This is a genomic window from Dankookia sp. GCM10030260 (assembly GCF_042666655.1).
Taxonomy (GTDB): Bacteria; Pseudomonadota; Alphaproteobacteria; order Acetobacterales; family Acetobacteraceae; genus Paracraurococcus.
On the sequence record NZ_JBHTDE010000007.1, the window covers coordinates 175,562 to 198,623 of the forward strand.

The 23,062-nt window shown below is 72.7% G+C and carries 20 protein-coding genes; 16 read left to right on the forward strand and 4 right to left on the reverse strand.

Annotated elements, in window-relative coordinates:
* Positions 1-77 precede the first annotated feature (77 nt).
* Complete coding sequence (locus ACFQS7_RS21230; RefSeq protein ID WP_380069134.1) at positions 78-1,061, reverse strand: Bug family tripartite tricarboxylate transporter substrate binding protein; 984 nt, start codon at positions 1,059-1,061, stop codon at positions 78-80.
* Positions 1,062-1,074: 13 nt separating this feature from the next.
* Entirely contained in the window at positions 1,075-2,724 is a 1,650-nt protein-coding gene (mdlC, locus tag ACFQS7_RS21235; protein ID WP_380069135.1) for a benzoylformate decarboxylase, read from the reverse strand.
* Positions 2,725-2,792: 68 nt separating this feature from the next.
* On the opposite strand from mdlC, the gene ACFQS7_RS21240 reads away from it, so the two are divergent.
* Entirely contained in the window at positions 2,793-3,437 is a 645-nt protein-coding gene (locus ACFQS7_RS21240; RefSeq protein ID WP_380069136.1) for a TetR family transcriptional regulator, read from the forward strand.
* A 4-nt stretch (positions 3,438-3,441) separates the two neighbouring features.
* Here the strand turns inward: ACFQS7_RS21240 and ACFQS7_RS21245 are convergent, their stop codons facing one another.
* Positions 3,442-4,311, reverse strand: coding sequence for a shikimate dehydrogenase (locus tag ACFQS7_RS21245; protein ID WP_380069137.1), 870 nt, complete (start codon positions 4,309-4,311; stop codon positions 3,442-3,444).
* A gap of 113 nt (positions 4,312-4,424) precedes the next feature.
* On the opposite strand from ACFQS7_RS21245, the gene ACFQS7_RS21250 reads away from it, so the two are divergent.
* From ACFQS7_RS21250 to ACFQS7_RS21270, 5 genes are all read left to right on the forward strand, one after another.
* Positions 4,425-5,405, forward strand: a complete 981-nt coding sequence (locus tag ACFQS7_RS21250) for a Bug family tripartite tricarboxylate transporter substrate binding protein (RefSeq protein ID WP_380069138.1) — start codon at positions 4,425-4,427, stop codon at positions 5,403-5,405.
* A gap of 82 nt (positions 5,406-5,487) precedes the next feature.
* Positions 5,488-6,219 carry a protocatechuate 3,4-dioxygenase subunit beta gene (pcaH, locus tag ACFQS7_RS21255; RefSeq protein ID WP_380069139.1) on the forward strand — a complete coding sequence of 244 codons (732 nt, stop codon included), beginning with the start codon at positions 5,488-5,490 and terminating at the stop codon, positions 6,217-6,219.
* Positions 6,219-6,740, forward strand: a complete 522-nt coding sequence (pcaG, locus tag ACFQS7_RS21260) for a protocatechuate 3,4-dioxygenase subunit alpha (protein WP_380069140.1) — start codon at positions 6,219-6,221, stop codon at positions 6,738-6,740. Before pcaH ends, pcaG begins: the two co-directional genes overlap by 1 nt.
* Positions 6,741-6,760: 20 nt before the next feature.
* Positions 6,761-8,620, forward strand: a complete 1,860-nt coding sequence (locus ACFQS7_RS21265; protein WP_380069141.1) for a bifunctional sugar phosphate isomerase/epimerase/4-hydroxyphenylpyruvate dioxygenase family protein — start codon at positions 6,761-6,763, stop codon at positions 8,618-8,620.
* Between the two features lie 85 nt (positions 8,621-8,705).
* A complete protein-coding gene (locus ACFQS7_RS21270; RefSeq protein WP_380069142.1) occupies positions 8,706-9,983 on the forward strand; it encodes an MmgE/PrpD family protein in 1,278 nt (425 codons plus the stop codon).
* Positions 9,984-10,049: 66 nt separating this feature from the next.
* On the opposite strand, the gene ACFQS7_RS21275 is transcribed toward ACFQS7_RS21270, so the two are convergent.
* Positions 10,050-11,381 (reverse strand): NAD(P)H-dependent oxidoreductase, encoded by a 1,332-nt coding sequence (locus ACFQS7_RS21275; RefSeq protein ID WP_380069143.1) that lies wholly within the window; start codon positions 11,379-11,381, stop codon positions 10,050-10,052.
* Between the two features lie 146 nt (positions 11,382-11,527).
* Between ACFQS7_RS21275 and ltnD the strand changes: the two genes are divergently transcribed.
* From ltnD to egtD, 10 genes are all read left to right on the forward strand, one after another.
* The gene (gene ltnD, locus ACFQS7_RS21280) at positions 11,528-12,424 is read left to right on the forward strand and encodes an L-threonate dehydrogenase (RefSeq protein WP_380069144.1); all 897 of its coding nucleotides are present in this window, start codon (positions 11,528-11,530) and stop codon (positions 12,422-12,424) included.
* 108 nt (positions 12,425-12,532) lie between these two features.
* Entirely contained in the window at positions 12,533-12,760 is a 228-nt protein-coding gene (locus ACFQS7_RS21285) for a hypothetical protein (protein ID WP_380069145.1), read from the forward strand.
* 154 nt (positions 12,761-12,914) lie between these two features.
* Positions 12,915-14,306: a hypothetical protein gene (locus tag ACFQS7_RS21290; protein WP_380069146.1), complete on the forward strand. Its 1,392-nt coding sequence runs from the start codon at positions 12,915-12,917 to the stop codon at positions 14,304-14,306.
* Positions 14,307-14,449: 143 nt separating this feature from the next.
* A complete protein-coding gene (locus ACFQS7_RS21295; RefSeq protein ID WP_380069147.1) occupies positions 14,450-15,286 on the forward strand; it encodes a flagellin in 837 nt (278 codons plus the stop codon).
* Positions 15,287-15,467: 181 nt separating this feature from the next.
* Positions 15,468-15,836, forward strand: coding sequence for a flagellar biosynthesis regulator FlaF (locus tag ACFQS7_RS21300; RefSeq protein WP_380069148.1), 369 nt, complete (start codon positions 15,468-15,470; stop codon positions 15,834-15,836).
* Positions 15,833-17,233 carry a tetratricopeptide repeat protein gene (locus ACFQS7_RS21305; protein ID WP_380069149.1) on the forward strand — a complete coding sequence of 467 codons (1,401 nt, stop codon included), beginning with the start codon at positions 15,833-15,835 and terminating at the stop codon, positions 17,231-17,233. The genes ACFQS7_RS21300 and ACFQS7_RS21305 overlap by 4 nt, the downstream gene beginning before the upstream one ends.
* Positions 17,217-19,499 (forward strand): tetratricopeptide repeat protein, encoded by a 2,283-nt coding sequence (locus ACFQS7_RS21310; RefSeq protein ID WP_380069150.1) that lies wholly within the window; start codon positions 17,217-17,219, stop codon positions 19,497-19,499. The genes ACFQS7_RS21305 and ACFQS7_RS21310 overlap by 17 nt, the downstream gene beginning before the upstream one ends.
* 62 nt (positions 19,500-19,561) lie before the next feature.
* A complete protein-coding gene (locus ACFQS7_RS21315; protein WP_380069151.1) occupies positions 19,562-20,707 on the forward strand; it encodes a hypothetical protein in 1,146 nt (381 codons plus the stop codon).
* Positions 20,708-20,874: 167 nt separating this feature from the next.
* On the forward strand, positions 20,875-22,080 hold the full coding sequence (egtB, locus tag ACFQS7_RS21320) for an ergothioneine biosynthesis protein EgtB (protein WP_380069152.1): 1,206 nt from the start codon (positions 20,875-20,877) through the stop codon (positions 22,078-22,080).
* Positions 22,077-23,033, forward strand: a complete 957-nt coding sequence (gene egtD, locus ACFQS7_RS21325; RefSeq protein WP_380069153.1) for an L-histidine N(alpha)-methyltransferase — start codon at positions 22,077-22,079, stop codon at positions 23,031-23,033. Before egtB ends, egtD begins: the two co-directional genes overlap by 4 nt.
* Positions 23,034-23,062: the final 29 nt, after the last annotated feature.

Here is a 23,062-nt window from a genome sequence, read left to right on the forward strand (position 1 = left end):
ACAGAAAGCAAAGGACGGATTTGGGAAGGAAATTCATTTTTCTCCCCGATCTTTCTTTTCTTCTTTTCCAGGCCCGCCTACTCCGCGCGGATGCCGGCCTCGCGGATCACTGGCTCCAGCCGCGCCGTCTCCTGCGCGATGAAGGCGGCGAACTGCGCCGGGGTGCCGCCGCCCACGATGGCGCCCTGCTCGGCGAAGCGGCCGCCGATCCAGGGGTCCTGCAGCGCGGTGTCCACCGCCTGCGCCATGCGGGCCAGGATCGGCGACGGGGTGCCGGCGGGCGCGGCCAGGCCGAACCAGGTGCCGAACAGGAAGCCCGGCAGCCCGGCCTCCGCCGTGGTCGGCACAGCGGGCAGTTGCGGCAGCCGGCCGGGCGTCGCCACCGCCAGCGGCCGCGCGCCGCCGTCGCGCAGCTGCGGCAGGATGTTCGGGACGTTGTCGATGATCAGGTCGATGCGCCCGGCCACCAGATCGGTCAGCGCCGCCGCCGCGCCGCGATAGGGGACATGCACGATATCCACGCCGGCCTGCCGCTTGAACAGCTCCAGCGCGATATGCAGGCTGGTGCCGTTGCCGGCCGAGCCGGCGCTGAGCGTGCCGGGCGCCGCCTTCGCCGCGGCGATCAGGTCGGCCAGCGACGTCCACGGCCTGCCGGCACCGACCGCGATCACCTTCGGCGTGTTCACCAGCAGGCTGGTCGGCGCGAAGGCGCTGCGCGTCTCGAAGGGCATCCGGGCATAGAGGAACTGGTTGACCGCCAGCGTGCCGATCGAGCCCAGCATCCAGCTGTATCCGTCGGGTGTCGCCTTGGCGACCAGGTCGGCGCCTATGTTGCCGCCGGCGCCGGGCCGGTTCTCGACGATCACCGGCTGGCCGAGCAACTGCGGCAGCCGCGCCGCCAGCGGCCGGGCCAGCAGGTCGGCCAGGCCGCCGGGCGGGAAGGGGACGACGAAGCGGATTGGCTGCGCCGGCCAGGGCGCCTGTGCCCGGGCTTGCGCGGCAGGCAGCAGCGCGGCGGCACCGAGCAGGGCGCGGCGCCGCGGGGTGGTGGTCGGCGGCATGCGCGTCTCCCCCTCAGGACTTGTGGTAGAGCGTTGGGATGGCGGCATCGACCGCCACCTCGACCAGCATCGGGCCTGCGTGGCGCAGCGCCGCGGCCAGGGCATCGGCTAGCAGCGCCGGGTCGTCCACCCGCAGGCCGGGGCAGCCCATGCCCTGGGCCAGCGCGACGAAATCCAGCCCGGGCAGGTCGATGCCCGGCACGCCTTCCGTCCCCATCACCCGGCTGAAGCTGCGCATGGCGCCATAACCGCCGTTGTTGACCACGATGACGGCCAGCGGCAGCGCCTGTTGCGCCGCGGTCCAGAGCGCCTGGATGGAATACATCATCGAGCCGTCGCCGATGATCGCGGCGATCCGCCGCCCGGGATGCGCCAGCGCGATGCCGACCGCGGCGGGCAGCGAATAGCCGAGGCCGCCGCTTGCCATGGTGTAGAAGCCGCCCCAGTCGCGGATCGGCAGATGCGCCTGCAGGGCCGGGCGGTGCGAGGGCACTTCCTCCACCACCACCGCATCCCGCGGCAGCAGACGGGACAAGGTGTGGAACAGGTATTCCGCGCCGATCGGGCGGCTGGCCGTCGGCGGTGCCGGCCGCGGCCGGGGCGGCGGCGGGGTGCGGTCGCTCTGCGGGACCAACGCCGCCAGCGCCGGCAGGCCGAGCCGCAGGCTGCCCTGAATCCCGGTGCCGGTGCCGGCCGCGGCGATCGCCTCGCCATCCGTGCTGAGCTGGAACAGCGGCGTGCCTGCCGTGAACAGGGCGCAGTCGCCGGCGACATGGAAGGTGAAGACCGGCGCGCCGAGCACCAGCACCAGGTCATGCGGCGCCAGCGCGGCGGCGATGGCCGGCGGCGCCGCAGCGAGGAAACCGGCGAAGAGCGGATGGTCCTCGGGGAAGGCGATGCGGCTGCAGAAGGGGCTGGCCCAGACGGGTGCGCGCAGGCGTTCCGCCAGCGCGACGGCGGCGGGTCCGGCGGCCTCGGCGTCCACCTCCGGCCCGATCACCAGCACCGGGCTGCGCGCCGCCGCCAGCGCCGCGGTGCAGTCCGCCAGTAGCGCCGGGTCGGGCGCCATGTCCTGGCTGGTCCGGCGCGGGGACGGCAGGCGGGTCGGCGCCGCCCAGTCGTCGCTGGGAATGGAGACGAAGGTCGGGCCGCAGGGCCGCTGCATCGCCACATGGAAGGCGTGGGCGATGGCGGCCGGCACGTCCGCGGCCCGGGCCGGCTCGCAGGACCATTTGACATAGGGCTTGGGGAAGCTTGCCGCGTCGGTGGCGCCGAGGAAGGGGTTGTGCGGCAGCAGGCTGCGCGCCTGCTGGCCCGCGGTGATCACCAGCGGCGCCTGGTTGCGATGCGCGGTGAAGACATTGCCCAGCGCATGGCCGAGGCCGGCGGCCGAATGCAGGTTGCAGAAGGCGGCGCGCCCGCTGGCCCGGGCATAGCCATCGGCCATCGCCACCACGCTGGCTTCCTGCAGTCCCAGGACGTAGCGGAAGTCGTTCGGCCAGCGGTCGAGGAAGCCGAGCTCGGTCGAGCCGGGATTGCCGAAGACGGTGGTCATGCCGCAGTCCCGCAGCAGCGCCATGGTGGCCTGCCGCACCGTCACCGTCTCCGCCATGCCGTCGCCCCCTTTGGTCTTGCCCTCGTGTTCCGGGAAAATGCGGGACACCGCAAGACACTGGCGGCGTGGCGCCGCTTCCGTGCTAATCTATGGACTAACCAGTAGGTTCATAGGCGATGCCCGACACCGCTGCGCCGCCGCGTCCGCGCCTGCGCGATCCCGACCAGACCCGCCGCAACATCCTGGACGCGGCGCTGGTGGAATTCGCCGACAAGGGTCTGTCCGGCGCCCGGGTGGACGAGATCGCGGCGCGCACGGCCACCACCAAGCGGATGATCTACTACTACTTCGCCAGCAAGGAAGGCCTCTACGCCGCGGTGCTGGAGGAAATGTACGGCGGCATCCGCGACGCCGAGCAGGCGCTGGCCCTGGACCGCCTGGACCCGGTCGCGGCGATGCGCAGGCTGATCGAGGTGACCTTCGACTACCACGCGGCGCATCCGGAATTCGTCCGCATGGTGGCGGTGGAGAACATCCACAGCGCCCGGCACCTGCAGCAGGCGCCTTCCGTCGCCGAACGCAACGACGCGGTGATCCGCACATTGCGGACGCTGCTCGACCGCGGGGAACATGCGGGCGTGTTCCGTGCCCGGGTCGATGCGGTGGACCTGCACCTGCTGATCAGCAGCTTCTGCTTCTACCGCGTCTCCAACCGCCACACCCTGCAGGCGATCTTCCGCCGCGACCTGACCGCGCCGGAGCATGTCGCGGCGCATCGGGTGATGATCGTCGAGGCGGTGCTGGCCTGGCTGCGGCCGTAACCGCTTACAGGCTGGCGAAATGCGCCAGCATGCGGTCTGCATCCGGCATCAGGCCGGAGAAATGGCCGAAGGCATGCACCGCCTGGAACACCGCCATGCCGCCGCCGTGGGCGGTGCGGCAGCCCTTGGCCCGGGCGGTGCGCAGCAGCGCCGTCTCCAGCGGGAAATAGACGATCTCGCTGACCCAGTGCCGCGCCTGCAGCAGGCCCGGGTCGAGCGGCAGGCCGGGATGCGCCGCGGTGCCGGTTGGCGTCGCGTGGATGAGGCCGTCGGCCGCCGCCATCGCCGAGGCCAGGTCGGTGCCGGCGACCGCCCGCCCCGCGCCGTGCCGGGCGCAGAGCGCCGCCGCCGCGCCCTCCGCCCGTGCCCGGTCCATGTCGAACAGGGTCAGCGTGCCGATGCCGAGCCGCAGCGCCGCTTCCGCCACCGCCGTTCCGGCACCGCCGGCACCAAGCTGCACGGCGCGACCCAGCGCCACATCCGGCAACTGGCGGCGGAACCCCTCGGCGAAGCCGGAGCAATCGGTGTTGTGGCCGATCCGCCGGCCCCCGCGCAGCACCACGGTATTCACCGCGCCCAGCGCCGCGGCTTCCGGCGACAACTCGGACAGCAGCGGCACCACCGCCTGCTTGCAGGGATGCGTGACGTTCAGCCCGTCGAAGCCCATCCGCTCGGCGGCCACCAGCAGCTCCGGCAGCGCCTCGGCGCCGAGGCCCAGCTCGGTCAGGTCGATCAGCCGGTAGACGCAGCCGACGCCCTGCGCCGCCGCTTCCCGCATATGCATCGCCGGGGTGCGGGACAGCTGGATGCCGGTGCCGATCAGCCCGAGCAACAAGGGGCGGCGTGCCGTTGGGGAGGGGGCTTGGGCGGTCATGGCGTTCGGCTCCGGTTTTTTCTATTGCGAAGTTTATGTACTATCCGGTACGTACATGTCAACGCCGCGCTCTAGGCCGGCGGTCCGCGAAGAGACGAGGAGAGGAAACCGCCATGACGCATCTCACCCGCCGCCAGCTTGGCCTGGCCGCCGCCTTCGGCCTGGCCGCGCGCCCGGCATTCGCCCAGGGCGACTACTCCGGCAGCCGCCCCGTGACGCTCGTCGTCGCCTGGGCGCCGGGCGGGTCCACCGACTTCGTCGCCCGCGTCCTGGCCCAGGGCATGTCGGCGGCGCTTGGCGGCAACGTGGTGGTGGACAACCGCCCCGGCGCCAGCGGCACCATCGGCCATGCCTCCGTCGCCCGCGCCCGGCCGGACGGCTATACCCTGCTGCTCGGCGTCAACTCCACCTATGCCATGGCGCGGCATTTGTTCCCGCAGCGCGGCTACGACGACGAGAAATCCTTCGCCGGCATCGGCCGCGTCGCCACCACGCCGATCTTCCTCTGCGCCAGCAACAAGCTTGGCGTGACCGACATCAAGGGCTTCGTGGCCAAGGCGAAGGCAGCGGCCGGCAAGCTTTCCTACGCCTCCTCCGGCGCCGGCTCCTCGGCCCATCTGGCGACCGAGTTGTTCCTGCGCTCGGCCGGGATCGAGGTGCAGAACGTCACCTACAAGGGCGGCGCCCCGGCGGTACAGGCGCTGATCAGCGGCGAGGTGGAGATGGCCTTCGTCGATGCCGTCACCGCGCTGCCGCTGATCGCGGCCAAGCAGGTCACCGCCATCGGCGTTTCCTCGCCGCAGCGCAACCCGCTGGCGCCCACGGTCCCGACCATCGCCGAGAGCGGCTATCCCGGCTACGAATGCTCCTCCGACTTCGCGCTGCTGGCCCCCGCCGGTACCCCGCCGGCGATCATCCAGAAGCTTGCCGCCGCCAAGGCCGCCGCGCTGCAAAGCCCGGAGATTGTCGAGAAGCTGCGCAACGGCTCGATCTTCCCGGATGTCGGGATGCCGGAGGCCTGGCCACAGCAGGTCGTCGCCGAGAGCAGCAAATGGGGCGAGGTCATCAGGTCCCGCGGCATCACCCTGGAATAGGCGCATCGCCGCCGGCCCCGACCGGCACTAGACTTCATCCCGCGGTGCCCGCCGGGCACCGCGCCCAGGAGGAGACACAGGCATGTCGGACACCGTGCCCTTCCGGCCCTTCGCGGCCGGCACCCAGCCGCCGCTGGACCACGCCGCCTATGGCAGCACGCATCTGCGCCACCCGAAGCGCGCCCTGCGCAGCCTGGCGCAGACCGTCTCCGAGACCACCGGCCCGCATTTCACCCCGGCGCTTTTCCCCGCGATCGGCGACATGACGAGGCAGGCGAAGGGCGAACCGCTGGGCGAGCGCATCATCGTCGCCGGCCGGGTGACGGACGAGGAAGGCCGCCCCGTCCCCAACACCATGGTCGAGGTCTGGCAGGCCAATGCCGCCGGCCGCTACGCCCATCCGCGCGATACCCACGACGCGCCGGCCGATCCCAACTTCCCCGGCGAGGGCCGCATCTTCACCGATGCCCAGGGGCACTACCGCTTCGTCACCATCAAGCCGGGCGCCTATCCCTGGCGCAACCACCACAATGCCTGGCGGCCGGTGCATATCCATTTCTCGCTGTTCGGCAGCGGCTTCGCCCAGCGCCTGGTCACCCAGATGTACTTCCCCGGCGATCCGCTGCTGGCGCTCGACCCGGTCTACCACGGCGTCGCCGATGCCGGCGCGCGCGAGCGTCTGGTGAGCAAGTTCGACCTCGACGTCACCGAGCCGGAATGGGCGCTCGGCTACCGCTTCGACATCGTGCTGCGTGGTCGCGGCGCGACCCCCTTCGAGGATCGCGGCGCGACCCCTTTCGAGGAGGCGCACTGATGCCCGCCGCCACCGCCAGCCAGACGATCGGCCCCTATTGGCACCTGATCGAGCACAAGGAATGGGCCGACCTCACGCGCTTCGGCGCCGAGGGCGAGCGCATCGAGGTCACCGGCCGCATCACCGACGGCGCCGGCGATGCCGTGGCCGATGCCGCGGTCGAGATCTGGCAGTCCAGCCCGCCGGCGGATGAGCGCTTCCCCGGTTACGGCCGCAGCGCGACCGATGCCGAGGGCCGCTTCCGCTTCGTCACCCTGAAGCCCGAAGCGGTGCCGGGCAACGGCAACCAGACCCAGGCGCCGCATCTGTCCGTGGTGCTGCTCGCCCGCGGCCTGATGACCGCGCTGCGCACCCGCATCTACTTCCAGGGCGAGGCGTCGAACGAGACCGACCCGCTGCTCGCCGCGATCGAGGATCCGGCAGAGCGGGCGACCTTGATCGCGCGGCCGGCCGGCGCCGGGACCTGGACCCTCGACATCCGCCTGCAGGGCGAGGGCGAGACGGTCTTCCTCGAGGTCTGAACCGGACGGGATACCCACCGATGACCCTGCCGAAGTCGATCGCCACCGTCTGCCTCAGCGGCACCCTGCCGGACAAGCTGGAAGCCGCGGCCTTGGCCGGCTTCCAGGGGGTCGAGATCTTCGAGAACGACCTGCTGACCTATGACGGCTCGCCCGAGGCGGTCGGCCGGATGTGCGCCGACCTCGGGCTGGCCGTGACCATCTACCAGCCCTTCCGCGACTTCGAGGCGATGCCGGAGCCGCAGCGCCGGCGCAACCTCGACCGCGCCGAGCGGAAGTTCGACACCATGCAGGCGCTCGGCACCGACCTCATCCTGGTCTGCAGCAATACCCAAGCAGCGACCTTGCCGGAGCCGGAACGCGCCAGCGCCGACCTGTGCGAGATGGCGGAGCGTGCCGCGGCCCGTGGCCTGCGGGTCGGCTTCGAGGCGCTGGCCTGGGGCCGGCGGACCAGCCTCTGGCGCCAGGCTTGGGATATCGTGCGGCAGGCCGACCATCCCGCGCTCGGCCTGATCCTCGACAGCTTCCACACCCTGTCGCGCGGCGACGACCTCGCCGGCCTCGATGCGGTGCCGGCCGAAAAGCTTTTCTTCCTGCAGCTTGCCGATGCGCCGAAGCTGTCGATGGACGTGCTCTCCTGGAGCCGCCACTTCCGGCTCTTCCCCGGCCAGGGCGACCTGCCGGTCGGGCCCTTCCTGCGCGACGTGCTGCGGGCCGGCTATCGCGGCCCGGTTTCGCTGGAGGTCTTCAACGACGAATTCCGCGCCGCCCCGGTCCGCCGCATCGCCCGCGACGCATTGCGCAGCCTGATCCTGCTGGACGACGAGGTCCGCGCCGAGGCACCGCCCGCCACCGTCCCGGCCGCGGCGCTGCCGCCGGCCCCGACCCTCGCCGGCTTCGAATTCCTCGAATTCGCCGTCGACGAGCCATCGCGCGAGCAGCTTGCCGGCCTGCTCGGCACCCTCGGCTTCGCCCGCGCCGGCCTGCATCGCTCGAAGGCGGTCGAGTTGCACCGCCAGGGCGGCGTCAACCTGGTGCTCAACAGCGAACCCGACAGCGCCGCCGCCGAGCGCTTCGAGATGTTCGGCCCGACCGTCTGCGCCATGGCGCTCCGGGTGGACGATCCCGCCCGCGCCCTGGCCCGGGCCCAGGCGCTGCTCAGCCCGGCCTGGCAGGAACAGATCGGTGCGGGCGAGCACCGCATCCCCGCCATCCGTGCGCCGGACGGCACGCTGATCTACCTGGTGCGGAGCGGGGCCGACATCTGGCCGGACGACTTCACCCTGGCCCCGCCGCCAGTGCTCAGCCTGCCGCCGCTCGCCGGCATCGACCACGTCGTGCAGGCGCTCGCGCCCGGGCATCTCGATGGCTTCGTGCTGTTCTGGCGCGCGGTCTTCGGCCTGCAGGCCGACCCGGTCTGGGAACTGCCCGACCCCTTCGGCATCGTCCGCAGCCGCACGCTCTCCTCGGCCAACCGCAGCCTCCGGCTGCCGCTGAATGTCTCGGAAAGCCGGCAGACCACCACGGGACGCTTCGTCTCCGCCTATGCCGGCGCCGGCGTGCACCACATCGCCTTCGCCGCGCCGGATGTGGCCGCGGCGGCGACGCGGGACGCACCGATGCTGGACATCCCGGAGAACTACTACGACGACCTGGCGGCGCGCTTCGACCTCGGCGACGCCGAGCTCGCGGGCCTGCAACAGCGTCACCTGCTGTACGACCGCGACGCGCAGGGCGGCAGCTTCGTGCACGCCTATACCCACGCCTTCCAGGACCGCTTCTTCTTCGAGCTGGTCGAGCGGCGGGGCGGGTACGAGCAGTACGGCGCGCCGAACGCCGCGGTGCGGATGGCGGCGCAGGCCAGGCAGCAAAGGAAGTAGGAATTTGGGGGGAAGTATCCCCCCGAACCCCCTTCTATCGTTCCGAGTCTTGCATGCGCGGGTTCCAGCCGCGAGCCTCATGGCCATGAAGCCGATTCCTCCGCACGTCCGCGACCATGCGGGTCTCATCCTCGCCGATACCATCGGTGCCATCGTCGCCGGACACCGCGAGGCCGAAGTCGCCGCCATGGTGGCGCGCCAGGCGACCGGCGGCGTGCCGCTGCTGGGCGCCGCCGCGGCCGCGCCACCGCCCATGGCCGCCTTCCTCACCGGGCTGGCCGGCACCGCCGCCGAACTGGACGAGGGCAACTACCCCGCCGGCGGCCACCCGGCGATCCACGCCATCGCCCCGGCCCTGGCCGAGGCCGCCACGCGCGGCTGCACCGGCGAAGCGCTGCTGACGGCCTGCATCGCCGGCTACGAGGCGGGGTCCCGCGTCGGCCATGCCATGCGGCTCCGCGCCGCGGCGCATCCGCACGGCACCTGGGGCGTGGTCGGCGCCGCCGCCGCGGTCGCCAGCCTGCGCGGCCAGGATGCCGCCCGGACCCAGGGCGCCCTCGACCTCGCCGCCAGCCTCGGCCTTGCCACCAGTGCCACCGCCTCGCTCCGCGGCGGCTCCGTCCGCAACGTCTATGCCGGCGCCGCGGCGCAGAACGGACTGCTGGCGGTGGACCTGGCGGAGGCCGGCATCACCGGCGAGCCGGGCGGCATCCCCGTGATCTTCGGCCAAGTGATCGGCGAGGCCTGGGACCAGGCCGCCTATGCGGCATCCGCCAGCCGCTGGTTCATCCTGGAGAGCTTCCTCAAGCTGCATGCCTGTTGCCGCGAGACCCAGGGCGCGCTGGAGGCAATCGAGCGGCTCTTGGCCGAAGCGCCGGTCGCGCCGGATGCGGTCGCGGCCATCGAAGTCGAGACCTTCGCCTCCGCCTCGCTGCTGTCGGAACGCGCGGCCGTGGCGCCGATCGCCGGCCGCTTCTCCATCCCCTTCACCGTGGCGACGCGCATCGTCTCGGGCGGCGCCTGGATCGAGGCCTTCTCGCCGGCCGCCATCGCCGACCCCGCGACCCGCGCCCTGGCCGCGAAGGTGGCGGTGCGCGAGAACATGGCGCTGACCGCCCGCCAGCCCGCCGAACGCGTCTGCCGCGTGGCGCTGCGCCTCGCCGATGGCACGACCCGCCGGTGCGAGGTCATCGGCACTCCCGGCGACCCCGACCGCCCGCACCCTGAAGCCGCGCTGCGCGAGAAGTTCCGCCGCTGCGTCGAGCCCGGCTTCGGCGCCCGTTGGACGGAATTGTGGGACATGGCCCGCCACCCCGATCGCCTGGCCTCCGCCGCCACGCTGTTCCAGGCCTTCCGCCCCTGACCCCTGCCGGGTCCAGGGCGCGCCGCGCCCTGGTGGGGGCGTGCGGAGGGGGCAAAGCCGCCTTTGCTATTCCGCCGCCTTGGCCGGCCGCGCCGCCTGTTCCATCGCTCGCCGAATCCGCACCGCCTCGGATGTCTCGTCCAGTGCCACATCGGCATAGGTGACGATCCCGCCTGCCTTCACCGCGCGCTTCAGCGGCACGCCATGCGCCAAGCCGATCGGCAACGCGCCGACCGCCAGGGACCGTTCCGCCGGGATGCATTTGCCCCAGACCATGGCGCCGCCCTCGCCGTCCAGCACCTCGCCGGCGGCCAGGTCGCGCTTGGCGGTCGAGGCGACGTCGCCGCGCCAGGCCTCGGACGACCCGGTCGGCTCCCGCCGCAGTGCCGCGCTGGCCACCGAGATGCCGAGTTCCAGGCCGATGAAGTGGTAGGGCCGCCACAGCGCCGCGTAGCGCCCGCTCGGGTCGGTCGCCACGCCGTATTCGGAGAAGCAGCGGCGGATGTAGTCCGTCTCGCCCTCGAACACCGCATAGACGCCCCAGCGCAGGTCGCCCTGCACCTGCCGCCCGTCGCGTTCGAGCGAGGAGATCACCTCCACCCGCCCGGTCGATCCGGCAAAGACCTGCGGCAGGTCGTGCGTGCCGCAGGGCGGGAAGGCGAGCCCGTCCTCCGGTGGCTGCAGCCCGGTCGCATTGGCGATCGCCGCCATCTCGATGCCGGACTTGGTGCCGTCGAGGAAGGAGTTGAACATCTGCGGGTTCATCCCGCCGAGCTTCGCCTGCTCCTCACTCAGCCCGTAATGCCCCCAGACCGTGGCCGGCGTGCTGGCATGGTAGGCCGGCAGGTATTTTGTCCCCTTGCCGGCGGCGACGACATCGAACCCCTCGGCGCGGAGGGTATCGACGATCTCGCAGACCAGCGCCGGCTGGTCGCCGTAGGCCATGGAATAGACGGTGCCCGCCGCCCGCGCCTTCTCCGCCAGCAGCGGGCCGGCCAGGACATCGGCCTCCACGTTCACCATGACGATATGCTTGCCATGCGCGATGGCGGCGAGCGCGTGGCGGATGCCGGCGGCCGGGTGGCCGGTGCATTCGATGATGACCTCGATGCGCGGATCGGCGATCAGCGCCATCGCGTCCTCGGTCAGCGTCGTCGCGCCGCTGCGCAGCGCCGTGTCGATATCGGGTGCCGCATATTTCGCCTCGGGCCAGCCGATGCGGGCCAGCGCCGCCCGGGCGCGCGGCAGGGCCAGGTCGGCGATGCCGGCGATCTGCATCCCCACCGTGCGCTGCGAGGCGGCGAGGAACATCGAGCCGAATTTGCCCGCCCCGATCAGCCCGACCGTGACCGGCTTGCCGGAAGCGGCGCGCGCCCGGAGCATCCTGTGCAGGTTCATGTCCGTTCCTTCCCCTCGTCGCGCCAGACTACCGCATGCGCGGCCGGGAAGAAGCCGGCGGATGCTCGAAATCGCCGGCCCGGCCGGCCGGCTTGACGTCCCCGCCCCCCCGCCGGAGGTTGCCCCGGCAGACAGGGGAGGCGAGGATGCGCGTCGCGGTGATCGGGCTCGGCAGCATGGGCATGGGCGCGGCGCTCAACCTGGTGCAGGCACCAGGGCTGGAAGCGGCGGGGTGCGACCCGCGTGAGAGCGCGCGGGCCGAGTTCGCCGCCGCCGGCGGCATCGCCGTGGCGCGCGCCGCCGACCTGCCGGCGGGGACGGAGGCGGTGGTGGTCCTCGTGGTCAACCGCGCCCAGGCGGAAGCGGCGCTGTTCGGGCCCGAGGGCGCCGCGCCGCGCCTGGCGCCGGGAGCCGCGATCATCGTCTCCGCCACCATGGCGCCGACCGATGCACGGGCGCTGGCGGCGCAGGCCGAAGCCGCGGGCTTCCTGTACGTCGACGCGCCGGTCTCCGGCGGCGCGGTCGGCGCCCGGGCCGGGGCGCTCACGGTGATGGCCTCGGGCTCCGCCGCGGCGATGGCCAAGGCCAGGCCGGTGCTCGACGTGGTCGCCAAGAAGGTCTGGTACCTGGGCGAGGCGTCGGGGATGGGCGCCACCATGAAGGTGGTGCACCAGCTCCTCGCCGGCGTGCATATCGCCGTGGCGGCCGAGGCCATGGCGCTCGGCATCAAGGCCGGCATCGAGCCGCGCACCCTGTTCGAGGTGGTGACAGGCGCCGCCGGCAACTCCTGGATGTTCGAGAACCGCATGCCGCATGTGCTGGACGGCGACGAGACGCCGCGCTCGGCGGTGGACATCTTCGTCAAGGATCTTGGCCTGGTCGGCGACATGGCGCGGGACGTGGCCTTCCCGGCGCCGCTGGCGGCCATGGCGCACCAGCTTTTCGTCTCGGCCCGCGCCCAGGGGCATGGCGGCAAGGACGACGCCTTCGTCATCCGCGCTTACCAGGCGCTGACCAGCATCAAGCTGCCGACCGAGGGATAGGGCCAGCTGTCCGGCTTGCGTTCCTCCCGGGGCACAGGCAGCATCGAGTGAACAGAGGGTGAACTTTTTCTCTTGCGCTTAAGTTCTCTCTTTGTTCCTATATTCGTCATGCAGACCCATGCCTTCGCCGATGCCGGCTTCGCCATCCCGCCGCGCCCCGCCCGGGCCGGTTCCATCACGGCCGAGGCGCGGCTTGCCGCCCGCCGGCATGCGCGGGCCACCGGGCGCTGGATCCGCGGCCTCGGCCCGGTGCAGGAGGCGAGCCTCGTCGGCATCGTCGGCCTGCTGGTCTTCTGGGTCCTGGCGGAACTGGTGTTGTCGCTGCAGGGCTTCTGATGCAGCCGTTGATCACAGCCAAATGCGCGAATAATTCCAGATTTAAGCAACGAGCAGGAGATCACACGCTCGCGTCTGGGCGTGATCCTTAGGATACCTCAGCATTGCGGCCACAGGTCGGCTTTTCCGCCTGTTCCCAATCCTGAGGTCCCCGGTGAATCTGAACGTCCTGCTGCGCGGCCAGTCGAATGCCTTCTTGCTCGGCCTATTCAACGGCGAGGCCATGGCAAACCGCGTGGAGTCCCTGCTGGGCTTCGACGGGGTCAACGACACGGTCACCTTGGAATTCGCGCATGATTCCGCAACCGGGAACACGGTCTACAGCGGTACCTCCTTCCTGACCCAATGGGTGAACCCGGCGCCCACGGGCGGTTGGCAGGTGGGGGAACTGGAACAGGGACTGCTGAACTACGTGGCCAGCATCCCGGCGGCGCAGAAGGCGCAGCCCACCGCCGTGGTCTGGCTGCACAGCGAATACGACAGCATCCAGGGCAACCTGACCCCGGCCTACTGGGAAAGCGCGGTGCGCTACGACGCCGCACTGGTGCGTGCCGCCCTCGGCCAGTCTGCCGCGACGGTACCCTACCTGTTCGTCAGCGCGCTCCCGTTCAACTGGGGGACCGGCACCGGCCATCAGGCCATCCGCACGGGCATGGAGGAACTGGCCGCCGACCCGGCCTTCAACGCCGGCATCGCCGCCCGCATTCAGGACGTCAACATGAACTGGGACAACCCGGCGATCCTGGGTGGCTCCCACATGTCCTTCGAGGATCAACGGGTCGCCTCGATCCGCATCGCCGCCTCGCTGGCGGAGGAATGGGCGGCCTATGCCAAGCCCGGCTCCCCGGTGGCGCTGGCTGGCGGCAATATCGACAACCTTGGCCCACAGGTGATCGCCGCCAGCGTGTCCGCGCCGAATCAGCTGATGCTCAAGGTGCAGTTCGATGCCGCCAGCAGCCTGGCGCCACTCGACCCCACCGCGGCGCAGGGCGTCGGCTGGACCATCTTCGGTCCGGACGGCAAGGCGATCGACGGCGGCGCCGCGGCGCTGGCCATCGGCGTGCCGGACACCATGTTCGTCTCCTTCAACGGGCTGATCCCCGCCGGCGGCAAGCTGTTCTACGGCTGGGGCAATGGCCGGCTGGAGGCGCGGGACGGCACGGGCCAGGGCCATGCGGTCTACGACAATGCCAGCCTGCCGATTTGGGTGGACGCGCATGGCCTGGCCATCGGCGCCACCGCCGCAGTGGCCGCCGCGTCGGTGACGGCTGGCGGCAGCACCGCGGTCGGGGCTGCGGGTGGCAGCTTCGCCGCGACCGCGGCAGTGGAGAATTGGGTGGTCCAGCCCGGCTCCGGCCGTGCGGTGATCGAAGGCTTCGACGCGGCGGTGGATACCCTGACCTTCAGCGGCATCGACCGCGCCAGCCTGATCACCTGGCAGACCAGCGCCACGCCCGGGCTCGGCATCGCCTGGAACCTCGATGGCGGGGAGGTCATCCTGCCCGGCGTCACCGCGCTGCCCGACAGCCATATCCTGATCGCCTGAGCCCTTCGCCGGGCACCTGCCGCCAGGCTGACGACCGGCGGAAATTAGATCGCCGGCGTTAACCCGCCCTTCACCCGCGCCGCGGGATTGTGTCGCCGTGGTCCCGGACGACCCGGGGCCCGGCAACCGGAGGGAAAACCCGCATGCCGTTGAACTCGGTGAACACCAATGCCGGCGCCATGGTGGCGCTGCAGTCGCTGAACAGGACGTCGGACGAGCTGACCTCGACCCAGAAGCGGATCTCGACCGGCTTCCGCGTCGCCGACGCCAAGGATGACGGCGCCGCCTATGCGGTGGCCGAACGGGTGCGCGGCGAGATCGCCGCCACCGCCTCGGCCAACGAACAGCTTGGCGGCGTCAAGGGTCTGCTCGACGTCACCAATGCCAGCCTCACCAATGTCGGCGAGACGCTGAAGAAGCTGAAGACCATCGTCGTCAAGCTGGCCGACCAGACCATCACGGCCGACCAGCAGTCGCAGTACCAGGCCCAGGCCAAGGAGCTGACCAACAACATCCAGTCCTTCATCCAGGACGCCGGCTACAACGGCAAGAACATCCTGGACGAGAGCGTCAGCACGCTGGCGAACACCGTGGTGCGCAACGGCGCAGGCGTGACCTACAGCTTCAACGGCTACTCGGCGCTGACCAACGTCTTCAACGGCGTCTCGGCGGCGAATGCCTGGACCGCGGGCTCCGCCGCGGCAGCGCTGACCAGCGGCGGCGCGCTCACCACCGCGATCAGCAACACGCTCACCCAGCTCAACAATTTCGGCTCCTACTCGAACTACATCGACAGCCAGATCACCTACAACAAGGCCAAGATGGACGCCCAGGAAGGCGGCCTCGGCGCGCTGGTCGATGCCGACCTCGCCAAGGAATCCGCCAAGCTGCAGTCGCTGCAGATCCGCCAGCAGCTCGGCACCCAGGCGCTGTCGATCGCCAACCAAGCGCCGCAGACCCTGCTGAGCCTGTTCCGCTAACCCCTCACGCCCATCGCGTCGCCCGCCTCGCACCGCGCGGGGCCCGATCTCTCGCCGGCAGGACGCCGGCCGACGCCTTCCATGATCCCGTCGCGCCAGCACCCGAGCGACAGGCCAGTCCCGCCGCGGCGCGGTGCGCCGAGCCAGCTGCCCGACGGCGACCCAGCAAGGATTGCTGCGCATGTCCGAACAGATTTCCGCGGCCGAGGCCATGCCGCAGCCCGCCTCCGCCGCCGGTGCCGCGGCCTATCGCCGCCGCCTGACCGCCAAGCAGATGGAAGCCGAGGTCTTCGCCCGCGCGACCCGCGCCATCCGCGCCGCCGAGCAGGCCGAGCCGCTCGCCCGGGCCCGCGCCGTCGCCGACAACCGCCGGCTCTGGGATGCGGTGCATGCGTCCGTGATGGACCCGACCAATGCCCTGCCGCCGCCGTTGCGCGCGCAGATCGCCGGCGTTGCCCTGGCGGTGCTGCGCGAATGCGACCGGCCCGCGCCCGATCTCGGCTTCGTCGCCGAGATGAACGAGCTGTTCGCCGGCGGGCTCTGGCGGTGACCCCGCTGCTCGCCGACCGCCTCGCCGCCCAGGCGCGCGCCCTGCTGCGCGACGGCCGGGCGGAGGAAGCGCTGCCGATGCTCGACCGGCTCGGCGCGGCGCAGGCCCCGCTGCGGGCCGAGGCCATGCTGCAGCTCCATCGCCTGCCGGAGGCGGAGGCGGCCGCCGACCTTGCCCTGGCCGAAGCGACCGAGGATGCGCCGCTGCGCCGCCTGCGCGCCCGCATCCGCCTTGCCCGCGGCCATCACGCCGCCGCCGCCGAGGATGCCGCCGCCGCGGTCATGGCCGCCCCCGGCGATACCGCTGGCCGGCTTCTGCTGGCCGCCGCCTTGCTTGAGGAAGGCCGGCACGACGAGGCCATCTGGTTCCTCGGCGAGGCCTGGCGTGCCGATCCCGGCAACCCGCTGCTGCAGGCGCGGCTCGGCCAGGCCTTCATGCGGGCCGGGCGGCACGAAGCGGCGGCCGAGATGCTGGCGCATTGCGAGCAGCAGGCGCCCTGGACCCCGGGGATCGCGGCGCTCCGTGCCCAGGCGGCGCTGCTGGCGGATGACGCGCCGGAGGCCGAGCGGCTGGCCCGCGCGGCAATCGCCCGCGGCCTGGTCGAGGGCGCGCTGCACAGCGTGCTGGCGCATGCCCTGGTCAGCCAGGACCGGCTGGCCGAGGCCGGGCCGCATTTCGCCGCCGCGGCCCGGCTCGCACCCGATAGCGCCTATCTCGCGCATCTGGCCGCCGCATCGGGCGGTGCCGCGCAGGACCGTGCGCCGGAAGGCTATGTCGCGGCCCTCTTCGATGGCTACGCGCCGCATTTCGAGGCGTCGCTGCTCGGCCTCGGCTACCGCGTCCCCGGGCTGATCCGCCGCGCGGTGGAACGGCTGCTGCCCGCCGTCGCGGCGGGGCAGGCGCCGCTCGGCCCGGTGCTCGATCTCGGCTGCGGCACCGGCCTCGCCGGCGTCGCGCTGTCGGATCTGCTGCATGGGCCGATGACCGGCATCGACCTCTCGCGCCGGATGCTGGACCAAGCCGCGGCCAAGGGAATCTACGCCGTGCTGCGCCAGGCCGATCTGGCGGCGGTGCTGCGGGAGGCCGGTGAGGCCTATGCGCTGATCACCGCCGCGGATGTCTTCTGCTACCTCGGCGACCTGCGGGAGACGTTCTCGCTCTGCCGGCAGCGCCTGGCGCCCGGCGGGCTGCTGGTCTTCAGCCTGGAACGCGGCGCGCCGGGGACGGGCTGGCGGCTGGGGGCATCGGGCCGCTACGCCCATGCGCCGGACTACCTCGCCGCCTGCCTCGCCGGGGCCGGCCTGCAGGCGCTCGAATGCCGGGACGAGGCGCTTCGCCGCGATGGCGGGGCGACCGTTCCCGGCCTGCTGGTGGCGGCGCATGCGGCCGCCCACTGACGGCAGCCTGTGGCCTGCCGGCCTCGCCGCCTTGGCCGGCGGCGCGCCGGCGGCGGCGGTGCCGTTGCTCGAGGAAGCCGCAGCGGCCGGGGAGGGGGGTGGGCTCGCCCCGCTCAATCTCGGCCTCGCCTTGATGCAGCTCGGCCGACTGGCCGAGGCGGTGCCGGCGCTGGAGGCGGCGGCGGACGCCCTGCCCGGCCATGCCGAGCCGCCCTTCCGCCTTGGCACCATCGCCGGCCTGCGCGGCGACGCGACGCGGGCCGAGGCCTGCTTCCACGCCGCCCTGGCGCGCGACCCGCGGCATGTCCCGGCGCTGGCGGCGCTGGCCTCGATCGAAGAGGAATCGGGCCGGATCGAGTCCGCCGCCGCCCGCATCGCCTGCGCCCGGCGGCTCGACCCGGCCGAGCCGGAATTGGAGGTCGCCGCGGCCCGCCTGGCGCTGCGGCGGGACGACCTTGCGGCGGCGATCGAGAGCGCCGGCGCGGTCCTGGCGCAGCGCCCGGCGCATGCCGGGGCGGCGCGGCTGCTGGCCCGGGCGCTGCTGCGGCGCGATGGGCCGGAGGCGGCGCTGCTCGATGTCGCCACCCGGGCCGCGGTCGATCCCTCCGCCGCCGGGCTGGCGGTGGCCGCGGCCGAGCTGCACGGCGCGGCCGGGCGCAACGCCGCGGCGCTGGCCGAATTGCGCGTCGCCGCCATGCTGGCGCCCGATGCGGCGGAGATCCAGGCGGCGCTGGGCCTCGCCTTGGCCGATGCCGGGCGGGGGCAGGAGGCCGAGCCACTGCTGCGCGCCGCCGTCGCCGCCTGCCCCGGCGACCTCGACCTGCGCAACCGCCTGGCGACGGTGCTGTGGAAGTCGCACCGGGTCTCGGCGATGCTCGAATTGCTGGAGGAGGCGATCCGCGCCTTCGGCCCGCAGCCGATCCTGCTGATGAACCAGGCCCTGGCGCTGAATGCGCTCGGCGAGCAGCAGGCGGCGCTTGTGGCGGCCGAGGCGGCGGTGGCGCATCCCGCCGGCGGCACCCAGGCGCTGATGAACCGCATGGCGGTGCTGCCCTACCACCCGGAGCGGGGCCATGCCGCGGCGCTGCTGGCGGCCGGTCGCGCCGTCGCCGCCAGGCTTGGCCCCGCTGCGCCGCCGCCGGCCCGGCCGCGCGACCCGGACCGGCGGCTGCGGGTCGGCCTGCTCTCGGGCGGGCTCGGCCAGCATCCGGTCGGCTGGCTGACGCTGGCGGGGCTGGAGGCCCTGCCGGAGGCGGAGTTCGAGCTTGTCGCCTACAGCCTCAAGCCGCGCGGCGACGCGATGGCCGGGCGTTTCCGCGCCCGCTGTGCGGCCTGGCGCGACGCCGGGCACCTGGACGATGCGGCGCTCGCCGCGATGATGGCGGCGGACGGCATCGACATCCTGCTCGACCTCGGCGGCTACGGCGATGGTGGCCGGCCCGGGCTGCTGCAGCGCAAGCCGGCGCCGGTGCAGGTCAAATGGGTCGGGATGCAGACCGGCAGCATGGGTCTCGACGGGCTCGACTGGATGCTGACCGACCATTGGGAGACGCCGGCCGGCTTCGACCGCCACTATGCCGAGCGCCTGCTGCGGCTGCCGGACGGCTATGTCTGCTACGCGCCGCCGCCGGGCGCGCCGCCGGTCGCGCCGCTGCCGGCGCTCGCCAGCGGCCAGGTCAGCTTCGGCTGCTTCAACAACCTGGCCAAGGTGACGCCGGCGGTGCTGCGCGCCTGGGGCCGCATCATCGCCGCGGTGCCGCACTCCCGCCTCGTCCTCCGCACCCATGCGCTGGGCGAGGCGGCGACGCGCGACCGGCTCCGCGCGCGCCTGCCGGACCATGGCCTGCCGGCGGACCGCGTGGTGCTGCAGGGCGGGGTGCCGCACCAGGCGCTGCTCGCAGCCTATGGCGGGATCGACATCGCACTCGACCCCTTCCCCTATGCCGGTGGGCTGACGGTCTGCGAGGCGCTCTGGATGGGCGTGCCGGTGGTGGCCCTGGCCGGGGACAGCTTCTGCGCCCGACATGCGCTGAGCCACCTGGCCAATATCGGCCTGGCCGACTGGGTCGCGGCGTCCGAGGCGGACTATGTCACCCTGGCGATCGCGCGCGCCCGCGACTTGCCGCGGCTCGCCGCGCTGCGCACCGGGTTGCGCGCGCGGGTCGCGGCCTCGCCGCTCTGCGATGCGCCGCGCTTCGGCCGCTCGCTCGCCGCTGCGTTGCGACATGCCTGGCGCGACTGGTGCGGCACAGCGACGCCGCTGTGATGCAACGCCGCCCGGTCCCCGGGACTTCACTGCAGCGGGACATCGATCGGGAGGCAGCCGGCTTGGACCCGTTCCAGCCTGGGCAGGGATTGGCCTGCCGGGCCTGCGGCGCGACGCTGACCGAGGAGGTCGCCGATCTTGGCCTGGTGCCGCTTTCCGTCGACCCCGTGCGGGCCGGCGGCGGCGTTCGGGCCATCGCCTGCGCGCCGCTCCGCGCCTTGGTCTGCGGCGATTGCCGGCTGGTGCAGGTGGCCGGCGCCGGCATCACGGCGCGGGACCCGGCGCCGCGTCCGGCCGATGGCTTTGCCGGCGTCATCGCCGCGCGGCTGCGGCTCGGCCCCGGCACCCCGGTCGCCGCCTTCGATGCCGCGGTGCTGGCGCCATTCCGCGACCGCGACATCCCTGCCCGGGCCGTCCCCACCGGTGCCTTCAGCGCCCTGCGGCTGCGCGAGGCCTTGCCGCCCCCGGTGCTGCTGCTGGCCGGCCCGTTGCTGGCCACTGCCTCTGGCCTGGCGGATGCCCTGGCCGGGGTGCGGGCACTGCTCGCGCCCGGCGGCGTCGCGGTCTTCGACATGCCTGACCTGCTGGCGCGGCTGGCCGGCAACCGCTTCGACCTGCTGAGCCATGCGGTGCCGGCGCTGCCCTCCCTGCTGGTGGCCGAGATGCTGTTCTGGCAGCACGGCCTCGTGCCCTTCGAACTCGAAGCCGTCCCCGGCCCCGGCCCCTGGCTGCGCCTGCTGGTGCGGCATGAGGAAGACGGCACCAAGCCGGTCGCCGAGACCGTGCTGGCGCGGCGGGAGGCCGAGCGGGAGGCCGGGCTGGAAGGCCCCGCCGCCTACCAGCGGGCCGCGGTCGCGGTGGCGGAGGCGAAGCTCGCGGTGCTCGACCTGCTGGTCGGCGCCCGGCGGGACGGGCGCCGCGTGGCCGGCTTTGGTGCCGGGACGGCGGCAGCCACCCTGGCCGCGGCGGTGGGGCTCGGGCCCGGCCTGCTTGGCTTCACCGTGCACCCGGAGGTCGGGCAAAGCGGGCTGGAATTGCCGGGCAGCCAACTGCCCATCCTGCCGCCGGCCGCGCTCGACCAGGCGCCGCCCGACCTGCTGCTGGTGCTGGACGGCACCCCGGCGGCGGCGGTGCGGGCGGCTCTGGCCCGGCATTGCCACTGGCAGGGCCGGCTGGCCCTGCCGCTGCCCGGACTCAGCATCGCCTGAACGATTTCATCTGCGCCCTTCTGGACAGCGCGCGGTAACGTTCCACCCTCAGGAGACGAAGCCACGACGGCGGGACCGGAACCAAGAGCGTCCGGCGGCTTTTGCACCCCGCCAGGCGCCCGGCCTCCAGGGTCCACCACCTGCGGCCGGAAAAACCAGGAGCGCGCATGAACCTGATCCAGACCCGCGGCCCGGCGGGCAGCCCCATTCCGGTCGAGCTGCGCTTCGCCGCCGTCCGCGAGCGGACCGAGGCGCTGGCGGCGCCGCTTTCGGCCGAGGACCAGTGCATCCAGTCGATGCCCGACGCCAGCCCGGCCAAGTGGCATCGGGCGCATACCACCTGGTTCTTCGAGACCTTCCTGCTGATCCCGCATCTTTCCGGCTATCGCCGGTTCGATGAGCGCTTCGGCTTCCTGTTCAATTCCTACTACGAGGCCGCAGGCCCGCGGCATGCCCGGCCGCGGCGCGGCATGCTGACCCGGCCCTCGGCTGATGAGGTGACGGCCTATCGTGCGCATGTCGATGCCGGCATGGCGGCGTTGCTGCGCGACCCGCCGCCGGAGGCGCTGGTCCTGATCGAGCTCGGCCTGCAGCACGAGGAGCAGCACCAGGAATTGCTGCTGACCGACATCCTGCACGCCTTGTCGCAGAACCCGCTGCTGCCGGCCTACGACGCGGATTGGCGGGAGCCGCGCGCCGCGACCGGCGCGGCGGCCTGGCTGGACCTGCCGGAGGGTGTCGCCCGGATCGGCCATGCCGGCACCGGCTTTGGCTTCGACAACGAGTCGCCGCGCCACAACACCTGGATCCCCGCCTGCCGCATCGCCGACCGGCTGGTGACCAATGCCGATTGGCTCGGCTTCATGGCCGATGCCGCCTACCGCACGCCGACCCTCTGGATGAGCGACGGCTGGGCCGCCTGCGCCGCGGAGGGCTGGGAGGCGCCGATGTACTGGCAGCGCCGCGACGGCGACTGGGCGCAGTACACGCCCGCCGGGCTGCGTCCGGTCGATCCCGCCGCGCCGGTCCGCCATGTCTCCTGGTACGAGGCCGAGGCCTTCGCCCGCTGGTCCGGCAAGCGGTTGCCGACCGAGGCGGAGTGGGAGGTGGCCGCGGCGCTGCCCGGCTTCCACGATGCCGCCGGGGTCGGCTGGCAGTGGACCGCCAGCGCCTATCTCCCCTATCCCGGCTTCCGCCCCTGGGAGGGCGCGGTCGGCGAGTACAACGGCAAGTTCATGATCAACCAGATGATCCTGCGCGGCGGCTCGCTCGCCACCCCGCCCGGCCATACCCGCCCGAGCTACCGCAATTTCTTCCCCCCCGGGGCGCGCTGGCAGTTCAGCGGCCTGCGGCTGGCGGAGGATGCGGCGTGAGCGGCGCGCTCGCCCGCGACGCGGCCGAGGCGCAGCGCGCCGCGCTGGTCGCCGATGCGCTGGCCGGCCTGTCCGCCCCCCGCAAGACCTTGCCCTGCAAGTGGCTGTACGACGCCGAGGGTGCCCGGCTGTTCGAGGCCATCACCCGGCTGCCCGAATACTACCCGACGCGGACCGAGACCAAGATCCTGACCGAGCAGGCCACGGCCATCGCCGCCGCCATCGGCCCCGGCGCGGCGGTGGTGGAATTCGGCCCCGGCGACGGCGCCAAGGGGGAATTGCTGCTCGCCGGGCTGCAATCCCCGGCCGCCTATGTCCCGGTCGACATCGCCCCGGAATGGCTGGAGGCCGCGGCATCCCGCGTCGCCTCGGCGCGGCCCGGCCTGCCGGTGCTGCCGGTGGTGGCCGACTTCACCCAGGGCTTCGCCCTGCCGAAGCGGATCGGCGCAGCGCCCCGGCTGGGCTTCTTCCCCGGCTCGACCATCGGCAATTTCGAACCGGCCGAGGCGGCTGCCTTCCTGCGCCGGGCGCGTGCGACGCTCGGCGCCGGGTCGCGCATGCTGCTGGGTGCCGACCTGGTGAAGGCGGTTCCAGTGCTGGAGGCGGCCTATGACGACGCCGCCGGCGTCACCGCGGCCTTCGACCTCAACCTGCTCCACCGGCTGAACCGCGAGGCGGGGGCGGATTTCGACGTCGCCGGCTTCGCCCACCGCGCCATCTGGAACCCGGCGCTGGAGCGGGTGGAGATGCACTTGGCCGCGCTGCGGCCGCAGGTGGTGCACTTGGCCGGGCGGGTCTTCCGCTTCGCCGAGGGCGAGACCATCCATACCGAGAGCAGCCATAAATACCGGCCCGAGGCGCTGGGCGCGCTGGCCGCCGCCGCCGGCTGGCGGGCCACGGCGATGTGGAGCGACCCGCAGCGGCTTTTCTCGGTCTGGCTGCTGCAGGGCTAACCGCAGGCGGTGGCGGGGTGGCTCTGCCC